The following is a 12,508-nucleotide window of genomic DNA, read 5'->3' on the forward strand; positions in this document are numbered from 1 at the left end:
GTATCCCCGCTTATCTAGGGGGGAACTTGAAGAAGGCGATGACGATGGCGACCCAGACTGCCGAACCCGCAGACCTTGTCCTGACCGCGCCCGATCCCGTGCCGGTTGTCGCTCCTGAAAAGGCGAGCGGGCTTGTCCCTCTGGAGGATGCACAAAAGACTCAGTTGGAGGCCAAGGCAGAGAATTTCGTCGAAGAACTGGCCGCGCAGGATGTGAACTCGCCTGAATTCGGCAAGCGCGTCGATCAGATTTCCGACATGGGCCGCCGCGAGATCGCCGATGCTGCGGGCCAGTCAAACCGCTTTCTCGACCGTCCGGTACGCGCGATGGACAAGGAGAGCGGCGTCGGCACCGACCTCGCCGAACTGCGCCGCACGATAGAGGATCTGGACCCCGGCGCGCGCGGCAACCTGACCGCACCGCGCAAGCTGTTCGGCATCCTGCCCTTCGGCAACAAGATGCGAAATTACTTCGACGGCTATAAATCCGCACAATCGCACATCGCGTCCATCCTCACCCGCCTTCAGGGCGGCAAGGACGAGTTGCTGAAAGACAATGCCGCGATCTCGGTCGAGCGTCAGTCTCTATGGGCGGCAATGGGTCGGTTGGAACAAATGATCCACGTCTCAAAGGCTCTGGACGCAAAGCTCGAAGCCAAGGCGTTCGAACTGGAAACCAGCGACCCGGCCAAGGCGAAGGCGATCCGCGAAACCGCTCTGTTCTACGTCCGCCAGCGCACGACCGATCTACTCACTCAGATGGCCGTGACGGTGCAGGGTTATCTCGCGCTCGATCTCGTCAAAAAGAACAATGTCGAACTGGTAAAGGGCGTCGATCGCGCCTCGACCACTACGGTCTCCGCGCTGCGCACCGCTGTCACCGTGGCGCAGGCCATGACCAACCAGCGGCTGGTGCTCGAACAGATCACCGCACTGAACACCACGACCGCGAACATCATCGATTCGACCGGTGCGCTGTTGAAAGCGAATACGGCCGCCATCCACGAACAGGCCGCTGGATCGACGATCCCGCTCGACACCCTGAAACGCGCGTTCCAGAATATCTATGACACAATGGACAGCATCGACACGTTCAAGGCCAAGGCGTTGATCTCGATGAAAACCACGATCGACGCGCTGGGAACCGAAGTCGAGAAATCGCGCGGCTATATCGCCCGTACCGAAGGCGCATCGCAGGCCCGCATCGGGAGCAGCACCGCGCCCAGCCCATTCGAGCCGGTATGAACTCCAACGAAGTCCTCGCCCGCGCAGAAGCCGTTCTCCAGCGTCACGGCACCGCCCCGCGCATGGAACAACGCGTCCGCGCGGCACAGCGCCGTTCCGCCGCGCGAAAGGCTATGCGGATAGTCTGGGCCGCGATGGCAATCCTGCTGACCGTCATCATCGCCGGCTTCATCCTGCCAACCGGGGTCGGCACCACTGGCGTGATGATCGCCGGCCTCATATTCCTGCTGGTCGCGCTGGGTGTCATCATGATGCCGGGCGAACGCCAGCCCGATGCAGCAGCACTCCCCACCACCGCGCTGGCACAACTGCCGCTGCGCACCGAAAACTGGCTCGCCAGTCAACGTGCGCTGCTACCCGCTCCAGCCCAACGGCTAAGCGACGGCATCGGCCTGAAACTCGAAGCACTCGCCCCGCAACTTCAGACGCTGGATGAGCGCGAACCCGCCGCGGCTGAGATCCGCCGCCTGATTGCCGACGAACTGCCCGAACTGGTGAAAGGCTATGGCCGCGTCCCCGTCGCTCTCCGTAGAGAGGGCGTCGATGGCATGGCTCCCGACAAACAACTGATCGACGGCCTGACCGTCGTGGACAGCGAACTGGCCCGAATGAGCGAACAACTGGCGCGCGGCGATCTTGAGAAACTGGCGACGCAGGGCAAGTATCTGGAATTAAAGTATCAGGGCGACGTGCTCGGTTAAACCCCGGCGATCACCGCGTCCCGCACGCCTTGATTGCGTCCGCCTCAGGTCGCAGCCCGCGTGGTTCATAGGCCGCCAGATACCCGCCCGCCGACGGCATCACCTGCATATCGACCCGCGCATAGCCGACCGCCGCAAACTCGCAGTCGAGCAATTTCGGCGGCGTACCATGCTGATTGGTCGGGCGGTCGGCATCGACCACGATCACCCGCCCCCCGCTTTTGACCGCAGGCCGCAGGTTCCAGAGAAACGCATAGGGACTCGCGATCTCGTGATACATATGAACCAGAAATATCCGGTCGAAACTGTTTTCGGGCAATTCCGGGTTATCGGGTTCACCCAGTTTCACGCTGACAGTATCGAGCCGTTCCCGCGTCACGCGTTCGGCCAGCGCATCGCGTACCTCGGGTACGATATCCTGCGCCAGAACGCGCCCCTTGGCACCCACACGAGCGGCAAGGCGGACGGTGTAATAACCCTCGCCCGCGCCGATATCGGCTACCGTCATGCCGGGCTTCACGCCGGCGCGGTTCATCACCTCGGTCGCTTCACCGGCACGGTCGCGCGTATCCTCATCGGACCAGCGCGGCGACACAATGGACGCAACCGGACGTTCGGCCGACGGAAAATCGGTTGAGCGCGGATTTTGCGGCTGAGCATGGCAGGCGGTGAAGAGAAACATCGAAAACAGTCCGACATTTTTCATCACCCGCACGTACCGAGGCTCGCTCACGCTCAATCCACGTCCTCCACTTCGACAGTTTCTCCGGTCACGCGCTGCGACAGGGCCGCCGCCATGAACATGTCGAGATCACCGTCTAGGACATCGCCGGGCGCAGTCGAAACGACGCCAGTCCGCAAATCCTTTACCATCTGGTACGGCTGCAAAACATAGGATCGGATCTGGTGCCCCCATCCGATGTCGGTCTTGCTCGCCGCCGTTGCGTTTGCTTCCAGCTCGCGCTTGCGCAACTCAGCTTCATAAAGCCGCGCGCGAAGCTGGTTCATCGCCTCCGCCTTGTTCTTGTGCTGCGACCGCTGGTTCTGGCACTGAACGACGATGTTGGTCGGAATATGGGTGATGCGCACCGCAGAATCGGTCGTATTGATGTGCTGCCCACCGGCACCCGACGCGCGGTAGGTATCGATGCGCAGTTCGCTCTCTACGATCTCGATGTCGATATTCTCGTCCACCACAGGATAGACCCAGACGCTGGCGAAACTGGTGTGCCGCCGCGCCGCCGAATCATACGGACTGATGCGGACAAGCCGATGCACACCGCTTTCGGTCTTCGCATAACCATAGGCGTTCTCGCCCTTGAGCATCAGCGTCGCCGATTTCAGCCCCGCCTGCTCACCCGAATGGCTGTCGATCAGTTCGACCTTCATGCCGCGCCGTTCGGCCCAACGCTGATACATGCGTGTCAGCATCCCGGCCCAGTCCTGACTTTCCGTGCCGCCCGCGCCCGCATTCACTTCGACATAAGTGTCGTTGCCATCGGCCTCGCCAGCCAGCAGCGCCGAAACCTTGTCGCGCTCGGCCCGTTCGGCAAGCGCAGCCAGTCCCGCCACGCCTTCATCGACCATGGCCGAATCGCCCTCGGCCTCGGCCATTTCCATCAGCTCGGTCGTGTCGTCCATTTCACTCTGGATGGCACGCGTCGCAGTGATCGCCTCGTCCAGACGGCGACGTTCGCGCATGACCGCCTGCGCCGCCTTTGGATCGTTCCAAAGCGCCTGATCCTCGACCTTTGCATTCAGTTCGTCGAGCCGCTTCAGCGCGCGATCCCAATCGAGAAAGCGGCGCAACAGCTCTAGAGCGGCATTGATCTGATCGATATGAGCCTGCGCTTCGGCGCGCATGGTCTTTTCCTTAAATAAACTTAGGGGCAGTAACGGGGAATATAGGTTCGGTAGCTAGTAAATGCCGCCCTGCCTTTGCAAGAAATCGCTGTCGGGGCGGTTTGTCGATTGCGCCTTCGCCGCAGCCTTTGGACGCGCGACCGGTAATTCGTCCTTGCGGATCGAACGTCGCGGTTCGCTCTCGGGCTTGAACGCTTCCCATATCACAGCCGCCTTGGGGTCGTCGATATTGGGCCATACGCCATACACGCGCTTGCCCGATCGCCGGTCTATACGCACCATGCGAATGCCCGCCGTCGCGCGGAATGGCACGACCGGCATATCCTTCATGGCCCTCTTCGCAAACTGGTCGAAGATCGGCGCGGCAATCCGTCCACCCTGGGCATAACCACCCATCGAGCGGGGTGTGTCGAAACCCATATAAATGCCGCCGACCAGATCCTGTGATCCGCCGACGAACCACACGTTGGTTGGCCCGGACGTCGTCCCCGTCTTGCCGAAAATCGGGCGGTTCAAATCGCGCAACACCGTTGCCGTTCCACGCTGAACAACACCTTCGGCAATATGGACGACCTGATAGGCGGTCATCGGATCGATCACCTGCTTTGTGCTGGCGGGCGGGCGCGGCATCGGTTTGCCGTCATATTGCGCCATGTTGCAACGATCGCACGGGCGTCCGTCGGCACGATAAATGACCTTGCCGTTACGGTCCTGAACGAAATCGATCAGCGTCGGCTTCAGCGCGCGCCCGTTATTCGCCAGTATCGAAAAGGCATTGGTCATACGCATCACGGTCGTCTCACCCGCGCCGAGCGCAATCGCGAGCACCTTTGGATAGGGTTTGCCCGGCGCGCTGATCCCGACGGCGTCCGCCATCTTCACGACGTTATCCATGCCGGTCTCGCTTGCGGCCCGCACGGTCATCAGGTTGCGCGACTGTTCCACGCCCCAGCGCATCGTTTGCGGTCCCGCGCCACGCGCGTTGCCAAAGTTGCGGAAGCATTTCTGGCCGAGCCTCGCGCCCTGATAAACGCAGAACGGCCCATCGACGATGATCGACGCAGGGGTCATGCCGTGGTCGAGTGCGGCGGCGTAAACGAATGGTTTGAAACTGGAACCCGGCTGGCGGAGCGCCTGCGTCGCGCGATTGAACGAAGCCAGACGCGCGTCGAATCCGCCCTGCATCGCCAAAACCTGACCGGTATGGGGATTTTGCACCATCATGCCGCCCGAAACCTCCGGCACGTTGCGGAGTGCCCAATTGCTGCCTTCAGGGGCCACAACGATGATATCGCCCGGCTGCATGGCACTGAACGCGCTCGTCGCAGTCCCATGCCGTGGCATCGTGGCGGAGGCAGCCGACATGGTGCCCGAACTGCCATTTGCAAAGCCGATCTGTGCCGCTCCGCCCGTCTTTGCGAGCACGACGGCCGTACGCCAGTCCTTATACGATATACCGATATTGGCGGCCGCAAACTTGCCGGGCCATTCATCGTCCATCGCGATGTGTCCCGACGGCCCGCTCCATCCGTGGCCGCGATCAAAGCGCAACAAGCCGTCCCGAAGCGCGTCCTGCGCATATGTTTGCAAAGCGGGGTCAAGGGACGACCGCACCCACAGCCCGCCGGAATAAACCGAGTAAGGACCATCTTTCGCGGTTTCGCCGAACTTTGCGATCAACGATCGGCGAACTTCCTCCATGAAATAATCGCCGACATCGGTTTCACGCGCCGCAACGCGATTAACGGTGCCGAGGGGAGCCGAACGGGCAGCGGCATATTGATCGTCGGTAATATAGCCGTTCTTGTTCATTTCGGTCAGCACATAGTTGCGCCGATCGGTTGCCTTCTTGGTATCCCGGTCGGGATCATAGTTTGACGGAGCCTTGGGCAAAATCGCAAGATACGCTGCTTCGGGCAGAGTCAGCTCGCCGACATCCTTGCCGAAATAAGCGCGCGATGCCGACTGCACGCCATAGGCATTACGCCCAAGGAAAATCTGGTTGAGATAGATTTCCAATATCTGCTTTTTAGAAAGAGCGGCTTCGATTCGATAGGCAAGGATCGCCTCCTTTACCTTGCGCCCGATGGAATATTCGTTGCCGACAAGCAGGTTCTTGGCGACCTGCTGGGTGATGGTCGACCCGCCTCGCGCCCGCCTGCCGCTCCCGATCTTGCTCACATAATCGACTACCGCGCCCGCAACGCCCGTGTAATCGACGCCGCCATGCGAAAAGAAAGTCTTGTCCTCGGCGGAAATGAACGCGTCGATGACGAGCTTGGGATATTCATCGAAAGAAAGCTGGACGCGGCGTTCGCGGGCATAACTATGAATCGGCGTCCCGTCATAACCGCGCACATTGGTCGGCAGCGGTGGTTGATAGGCAAGCAATTGATGCGCGTCAGGCAGGTCGCGCGCAAAAACCATCCAGACCCCAAACCACACCACGATCAGCGCCGCGACCGCGAGCACCACACTGCGACCGATGCGGTTCGCCCACACGCCACGGCCCCAGCCAAGCGCGGCACCCCCTTCGCGCGTCAGGCGCAATTTCAGCGGTTCGTCTTCTGGTTCGGCCATTGCAAGGGCGGCTCTAGCAAGTTTACGCGCGCTTGCCAGCCATCACGGCTGCGAACTTTTTGCAGATTGCGCAGCGACCATCAGCCACTGACGGATTGCGCTCGCCAGATTTGGCGGATCGGCGGTGGCAATACGCTCCACATCGATGCGTGCGATCAGGGCATTCAGGGGCAAGGATTGCGCCTGTGCTGCGACTCGCAATGCCGTCCAGAATATCGGCTCCAACGTAATCGCCGTCTCATGACCCGCGATCGTAACTGAATGTTTGACGGGGGACCGGTAAACGAAGGTCGTCCCGTCTTTCCCTTCTCCGCTCAATACATATGCTGCCCGCCGTTGAGCGACAGTGTCGATCCTGTCACGAAGCCGCCATTCTCGGACACCAGAAACGAAACACCGCGCGCGATTTCACGCGCGTGGCCCAAACGGCCGACGGGTATCTTTGCCACGATCTTGGCAAGCACATCGGCAGGAACGGCAGCAACCATGTCGGTGTCGATATATCCAGGCGCGATCGCGTTGACGGTCACACCCTTTTTCGCGCCCTCCTGCGCCAGAGCTTTGGTAAAACCATGAATGCCCGACTTGGCAGCAGCATAATTGACCTGTCCATATTGCCCGGCCTGCCCGTTGATCGAACCGATATTCACGATCCGTCCCCAGCCACGCGAAACCATGCCGGGAAATGTCGCCTTTGCCATGTTGAAACACCCGCCAAGGTTCACGCGCATGACGTCGTTCCAATCCTCGAACGACATCCGGGCCAGTGTGCCATCGCGTGTGATACCTGCGTTGTTGACGACGATATCGACCGCCCCGATTTCATCTTCGACCCGCGCGCAACCGTCCAGACAGGCCTGATGATCGCCGACATCCCAGCGATAAACCGCGATTCCGGTACGTTCGGAAAATTCCTTCGCCTTCACATCATCGCCGCCATAATTCGCGGCAACCGTGATGCCCATTTTTTGCAGGGCAAGACAGATCGCTTCGCCGATTCCGCGTGTTCCCCCGGTTACGATTGCGACGCGTGGCATTCTATCTCTCCTGGTTACTCCGCGTGAGACTAAACGGGCGCACTCCAGCCTTCAAGCTCACGCCCAAGTATAATTCGTAACATTTCAATACCCGGCGCGCTGTCGTTCAGGCATGGCAGACAAGCGAAATTCTGTCCCCCGCCGCCATGAACGTTCCGCGTCCCCGGATGGCGATTTCCTCGAGCGTTTCCAGATTGTCGGCAGAGAATCCCGGCGTCACCACCGCCACGGATCGCACGCCCTCACCCGCCAGCCGCGCCAATGTCGCCTCAGTCGAAGGCCCCAGCCATTTCGCCCGCCCCAGCTTCGACTGGAAACTCACCACCAGATCACGCCCGAGCGCCGCCCCCAGCAACCGCGCCGTCTTCTGGCATTGGCAGTGATAGGGATCGCCCTTCATCAGCGTGGCTTCGGGCATCGAATGGAAACTTGCCACCACCACGTCGGGCTGAAAATCCAGCTCCGCCAGCGCCCCCTCGGTCGAAGTCTTCAGCGCCGCGATATAGGCCGGGTCATCGTGATACTGCGGCAGCGTGCGGATCGCCGGTTGCCAGCGCATCGCCGCCAGCGTCTCGAACGCCTTGTCGTTGACCGTCGCCGTCGTCGCCCCCGAATATTGCGGATACAGTGGCGCAATCAGGATTCGTTCACACCCCGCCGCCTTCAGGGCGTGAAGCTTTTCGGGAATGCCGGGCCGACCGTAACGCATCGCGAAATCGACCGCGACATTCGGCCCAAAGCTGCCCGCCAGCGCCCGGACCTGCGCACGCGTGATCGCATCCAGCGGCGACCCGTCATCCGTCCACACCTGACTATACGCATGAGCCGATATCTTTGGCCGCGTATTCAACACGACCCCGCGCAAAATCGGCTGCCAAAGGAGCGGCGGCAGTTCGACCACCCGCCGATCCGACAGAAACTCCCGCAGATACTTTTTAACCGCCCCCGGCGTCGCCGCATCGGGCGTCCCCAGATTAACGAGCAGCACGCCAATCTTCGGCTCAACGACCGGCGGATGATCGGCTGGCTTTTCCATCAATCAGTCTCTGGCCCCAGCAACGGCAGCGTCCGATAGCGTCGCCCTGTAGCTGCAAACAAAGCATTCGCGATTGCGGGTCCAACCGGCGGCACCGATATTTCGCCCACGCCGCCAGCAGGATGCGGACTGGCAAGCAATTCGATCGTAATGCGCGGCGCATCGCCCAGCTTTGGCAGGTGCAGCGCACCCAGCCGTTCAGGCCCGGCAAGTCCCCGCCCAACATGGACCGGCGCACCCGTCGCTGCCGACATGCCAAAGATCATTCCGCCCGCGATCTGCTGGCGCACGATATCGGGGTTGATGATCTGACCACAGTCAACGACCGCGACCAGCCGATCGACCTTTACACGCCCGTTATCGCCGATCCGCGCCTCTGCCATGACCGCGACATGCGACCCCGCCATCGAGTGGCAAGCGATCCCCTGCCCCGTACCCGGTCCGCCGCCGTTCCATCCGCCAAGCGTCGCAGCTTTCGACAGGCACAGTGCCAGCCGGGGATTGTCCACCAGCAATCCCATGCGGAACGAAAATGGCTCGATCCCCTGCGAAGCCGCCAGTTCGTCGATAAAACATTCGGTGAAAAACGCGCTCAGCCCATGCGCCCGCCCGCGCCAGTCGCCCGTCGGCACACCGATATTGACCGGATGATGATCGACCGCGACACTCGGGATGGCATAAGGTGGCACCGCACCGGCAACCGACGCCGGCATCGAAACCCCGGCCTGCGCGATCATAGCATCATGCGCACGGACACCATCCAGCGCCCGCGCCTTCAGTTCGCCAGTCGTGGCAGGCGAAGCAATCTTTGCAAGCCACGCCTCGATCCGCCCGCCCGGAGCCATCCGCGCCGCCATCTTTGCCGCCGCTGCGGGTCGAAAGCGGTCCTGCCGCATATCCTCCGCCCGCGACCAGGTCAGTTGAACCGGGCGTTTCAGCTTGTGCGCAAGGATTGCGGCCTGTGCGGCAATTTCCACCTCGTACCGGCGACCGAACGATCCTCCGATCAGCATCGGATAAACCGTGACTTTCGCCTCATCGAATCCGATGGCGCGCGCTGCCGCTTTGGCCGCAAGCCCCGGAACCTGCGTCCCGATCCACAATTGCAGCTCGCCATGATCGATGCTCGCGGTCGCACTCATCGGCTCGATGGCCGCATGGGCTGCAAGACCGATGCGGTATTCGGCGGTCAACACTTGGGCGTCGCGAAAGGCCGCGCCAACATCCCCCATGCTCGAAACGCGCATGCCCCCGCCCAACGTAGCGTCGAATGCAGCGTCCAACGCCTTGTCGATTCTGTGGTCGCTCGCAAATCCGCCAGTCGTTTCAAACTTCGGACGCATCGCCAGCAGCGCCTTGTTCGCGGCCCACCAGTTCGTCGCGACGGCGGCGACCCAGCCGTCGGTCTGCACCACCGCCACCACCCCGGCGATCTTCTCACCTGCCTGCCGATCGATGGATTTCAACCGCGTATCGCCCAGCGGCCCCTGCGCGATGCTCGCATAAACCATATCGGGCAGGCGCACGTCGGCGGCATATTGCGCGGTGCCATCGACTTTCGACGGAGCATCCAGCCGAGGCAGAGACTTGCCCGTCAGCCGATTTTCACGACCCTCGCGGCGCTCCACCCCGGTCGGCAGCTTTTGTGTGGCGGCGTCCGCTGCCACTTCGCCAAAACGCACCCGGTCGTTACCGCGCGTCACGAACCCGGCCGCCGTATCGCAGGCCTGCCAGTCCGCATCCCAGCGCGCCGCCGCCGCAACGCAAAGCAACGCCCGCGCCGCCGCCCCCGCATCGCGCAACCGTTGTTCGAAACCACGAACGGAGGTCGATCCGCCTGTCACCATCAACCCCTCGCGCGCCGACCACTGGTCGACTATCGCTCGTGGCATCCGGCTTCCCGCCTCGTCTTCCCATTCTTCGACAAACAGCGTGTTGGCATATAGCGGATTGTGGGGTGCCGCCTCGACCCCGATCGTCCGCCAGTCCGCACCCAGTTCGTCGGCAACGATCTGCGGCAATGTCGTATAGACTCCCTGCCCCATTTCGACCTGCGGCACGATTACCGTGACATGACCGTCCACGCCGATCTTCACGAACGGGTTGAATATCTTTTCGCCGGGCGCGGTGTTCAAATTGGCCCGGTATGTCCGGGGCCAGACAGCCCATCCGATCAGCAGGCCAACACCCGCGCCACCACCGATCAGCAAGCCGCGGCGGGTTATAAAAGGGGATCGGTCGACAGCCATTACCTGCCTGATAGGCAAGCCTATGGAATCGCGCCAGACCCCGCACCAATCCTTTCCACAGGACTAGGCGTGAACAGGGCTCGGGCTATAGATTTCGCGATAGGCGCGGCGGATGCTGACCTTGTCGATTTTCTCGGTTCCCAGCTTCGGCAAAGGTGCTTCGGAAATCCAGACCTGCGCCGGCACTTTGAACGCGGCCAGTTGCTCACCAACAAAAACCCGCAGCGCGTCTTCGCTCAGGTGATCGCCGGGATGAAAGTAAACCACCGCCCCCACGATCTCACCGAGCCGCTCGTCGGGCAGGCCGAATACACATGCTTCTGCGACGGCAGGATTGGTATAGATCGCCGCCTCGACCTCCTGACAGCTAATATTCTCACCACCACGAATGATGATGTCCTTCTTGCGGTCCACAATGAAAAGATAGCCTTCGGGGTCGAGGTAGCCGATGTCACCGGACCGGAAATAGCCATCCTTCGTGATCGAAGCCTCGGTTGCTTCCGGCAGATTCCAGTAACCGGAAAAATTGGCGACCGAACGAATGCAAATTTCGCCGCGTTCACCCTGCGGAACCGCTGCGCCCGCATCGTCAAGGATGGCAACTTCGACGATTGGCTTGGTCGCCTTGCCGGTCGAATTGGGCTTGTCGATATAGTTCGACATAAAATTGCCGCAGCCGACCGCATTGGTCTCCGTCAGGCCATAGCCAAGCGCAGGGGGAGCAGACATTTCATCGTTGAGCCGTCGGACATGCTCAGGCGCGCGCGGTGCGCCTCCGGCAAAGAAGGATTGCACCGTGGACAAATCATATTGGCTGCGGTCGGGATGGTTGAGGATTTCCCAGCTCATCAGCGGGACACCTGTGAAATTGGTGACCTGCTCCTTTTCGATCAGCTTCATTGCCTCAAGCGCATCCCATTTCGGCATCAGGACCATCTTGCGCCCGATGGCAAAGCTCATCAGCATCATCGGAACCTCGCCAGTCACATGGAATAGCGGAACGGTCATCAACTGCGCGTGTTGCGGCCGGTCTTCCTTGATCAGGCCGTCCTCAGTGCCCAGCTTCAGGATCACCAGAGCGGTGGCAAGATAACTATAGGTTGCCTGCACGACCGCGCGATGAGTGGAATACGCCCCCTTCGACTGGCCGGTCGATCCACTGGTAAACAGGATCGTCGCCAGATCGTCCGGCCCGATTTCAGGAAGAACGGCGTCATCGCCCGCTCCCCTAACAGCCCGTGACGTAACGGGTTTGAGTGCCTCGGCCATCGGCAACGCAACGTCGATCGACACGATTTCGCACTTGGGGTCACGGCCGCACTGGCCGATACGCTTGACGCGCGGGGGGTCGGCGAACACGAGTTTGGCCTCAACATTCTCGATGCCGCTGAACAGTTCGGAACCCTGCCACCATCCATTCAACAGGGTGGCGACACCGCCCGCCATCAACGTTCCCATATACAGGATGATCCAGCTTGGCGCGTTACGCATCGCTATGCCCACCCGGTCGCCCGGCTTTATGCCGAATCCGCCGACCAGCGCGTTCGCCACTTCGACAGCCGCGGCATAACCCTGGGTGAAACTGATCCGTTCGCTGCCATCGACGATAAAATCGGCATCGCCATGCTCGGCACAATAATGGGCGAAATAGGCGTTGAGCGTCGGGGGAGCGGTCGCGATCATCGGAACCACCACACCGCCGGGCAGCGTAAAATCGTTCAGCGGTAAGGGGCCGCCTTCCTTTATCAGGTCACGGATGGCCTGTTCGATCCGAACGTCCAGTACCGATTGCATTGCA

At 61.2% G+C, this 12,508-nt stretch carries 9 protein-coding genes and 1 pseudogene; 2 read left to right on the forward strand and 8 right to left on the reverse strand.

Annotated features, from left to right (window positions below):
• Nucleotides 1-44: 44 nt before the first annotated feature.
• Nucleotides 45-1,244 carry a toxic anion resistance protein gene (locus tag D3Y57_RS09575; protein ID WP_430739031.1) on the forward strand — a complete coding sequence of 400 codons (1,200 nt, stop codon included), beginning with the start codon at nucleotides 45-47 and terminating at the stop codon, nucleotides 1,242-1,244.
• Nucleotides 1,241-1,945 carry a hypothetical protein gene (locus D3Y57_RS09580; protein WP_121152793.1) on the forward strand — a complete coding sequence of 235 codons (705 nt, stop codon included), beginning with the start codon at nucleotides 1,241-1,243 and terminating at the stop codon, nucleotides 1,943-1,945. The genes D3Y57_RS09575 and D3Y57_RS09580 overlap by 4 nt, the downstream gene beginning before the upstream one ends.
• Nucleotides 1,946-1,955: 10 nt before the next feature.
• Here the strand turns inward: D3Y57_RS09580 and D3Y57_RS09585 are convergent, their stop codons facing one another.
• From D3Y57_RS09585 to D3Y57_RS09620, 8 genes and pseudogenes are all read right to left on the reverse strand, one after another.
• The gene (locus D3Y57_RS09585) at nucleotides 1,956-2,627 is read right to left on the reverse strand and encodes a class I SAM-dependent methyltransferase (RefSeq protein WP_239026060.1); all 672 of its coding nucleotides are present in this window, start codon (nucleotides 2,625-2,627) and stop codon (nucleotides 1,956-1,958) included.
• 53 nt (nucleotides 2,628-2,680) lie between these two features.
• Nucleotides 2,681-3,808 carry a peptide chain release factor 2 gene (gene prfB, locus D3Y57_RS09590; protein ID WP_121152795.1) on the reverse strand — a complete coding sequence of 376 codons (1,128 nt, stop codon included), beginning with the start codon at nucleotides 3,806-3,808 and terminating at the stop codon, nucleotides 2,681-2,683.
• Between the two features lie 54 nt (nucleotides 3,809-3,862).
• A complete protein-coding gene (locus D3Y57_RS09595; protein ID WP_121152796.1) occupies nucleotides 3,863-6,388 on the reverse strand; it encodes a penicillin-binding protein 1A in 2,526 nt (841 codons plus the stop codon).
• A 42-nt stretch (nucleotides 6,389-6,430) separates the two neighbouring features.
• Nucleotides 6,431-6,706 carry a ribbon-helix-helix domain-containing protein gene (locus D3Y57_RS09600; protein WP_121152797.1) on the reverse strand — a complete coding sequence of 92 codons (276 nt, stop codon included), beginning with the start codon at nucleotides 6,704-6,706 and terminating at the stop codon, nucleotides 6,431-6,433.
• Nucleotides 6,703-7,425 carry an acetoacetyl-CoA reductase gene (gene phbB / locus D3Y57_RS09605; RefSeq protein WP_121152798.1) on the reverse strand — a complete coding sequence of 241 codons (723 nt, stop codon included), beginning with the start codon at nucleotides 7,423-7,425 and terminating at the stop codon, nucleotides 6,703-6,705. Before phbB ends, D3Y57_RS09600 begins: the two co-directional genes overlap by 4 nt.
• 29 nt (nucleotides 7,426-7,454) lie before the next feature.
• A pseudogene (hemH, locus tag D3Y57_RS09610) lies at nucleotides 7,455-8,461 on the reverse strand (ferrochelatase).
• On the reverse strand, nucleotides 8,461-10,710 hold the full coding sequence (locus D3Y57_RS09615) for a xanthine dehydrogenase family protein molybdopterin-binding subunit (protein WP_121152799.1): 2,250 nt from the start codon (nucleotides 10,708-10,710) through the stop codon (nucleotides 8,461-8,463). Before D3Y57_RS09615 ends, hemH begins: the two are co-directional and overlap by 1 nt.
• Nucleotides 10,711-10,773: 63 nt before the next feature.
• Complete coding sequence (locus D3Y57_RS09620; protein ID WP_121152800.1) at nucleotides 10,774-12,504, reverse strand: class I adenylate-forming enzyme family protein; 1,731 nt, start codon at nucleotides 12,502-12,504, stop codon at nucleotides 10,774-10,776.
• Nucleotides 12,505-12,508 lie beyond the last annotated feature (4 nt).

It is taken from the genome of Sphingomonas paeninsulae (assembly GCF_003660165.1).
Taxonomy (GTDB): domain Bacteria; phylum Pseudomonadota; class Alphaproteobacteria; order Sphingomonadales; family Sphingomonadaceae; genus Sphingomonas_O; species Sphingomonas_O paeninsulae.

Coding starts and splice junctions, on each gene's coding strand:
- D3Y57_RS09585 (WP_239026060.1), bottom strand. CDS start 2,627: ATGTTTCTCTTCACCGCCTGCCATGCTCAGCCGCAAAATCCGCGCTCA.
- prfB (WP_121152795.1), bottom strand. CDS start 3,808: ATGCGCGCCGAAGCGCAGGCTCATATCGATCAGATCAATGCCGCTCTA.
- D3Y57_RS09580 (WP_121152793.1), top strand. CDS start 1,241: ATGAACTCCAACGAAGTCCTCGCCCGCGCAGAAGCCGTTCTCCAGCGT.
- D3Y57_RS09575 (WP_430739031.1), top strand. CDS start 45: ATGGCGACCCAGACTGCCGAACCCGCAGACCTTGTCCTGACCGCGCCC.
- D3Y57_RS09595 (WP_121152796.1), bottom strand. CDS start 6,388: ATGGCCGAACCAGAAGACGAACCGCTGAAATTGCGCCTGACGCGCGAA.
- D3Y57_RS09615 (WP_121152799.1), bottom strand. CDS start 10,710: ATGGCTGTCGACCGATCCCCTTTTATAACCCGCCGCGGCTTGCTGATC.
- phbB (WP_121152798.1), bottom strand. CDS start 7,425: ATGCCACGCGTCGCAATCGTAACCGGGGGAACACGCGGAATCGGCGAA.
- D3Y57_RS09620 (WP_121152800.1), bottom strand. CDS start 12,504: ATGCAATCGGTACTGGACGTTCGGATCGAACAGGCCATCCGTGACCTG.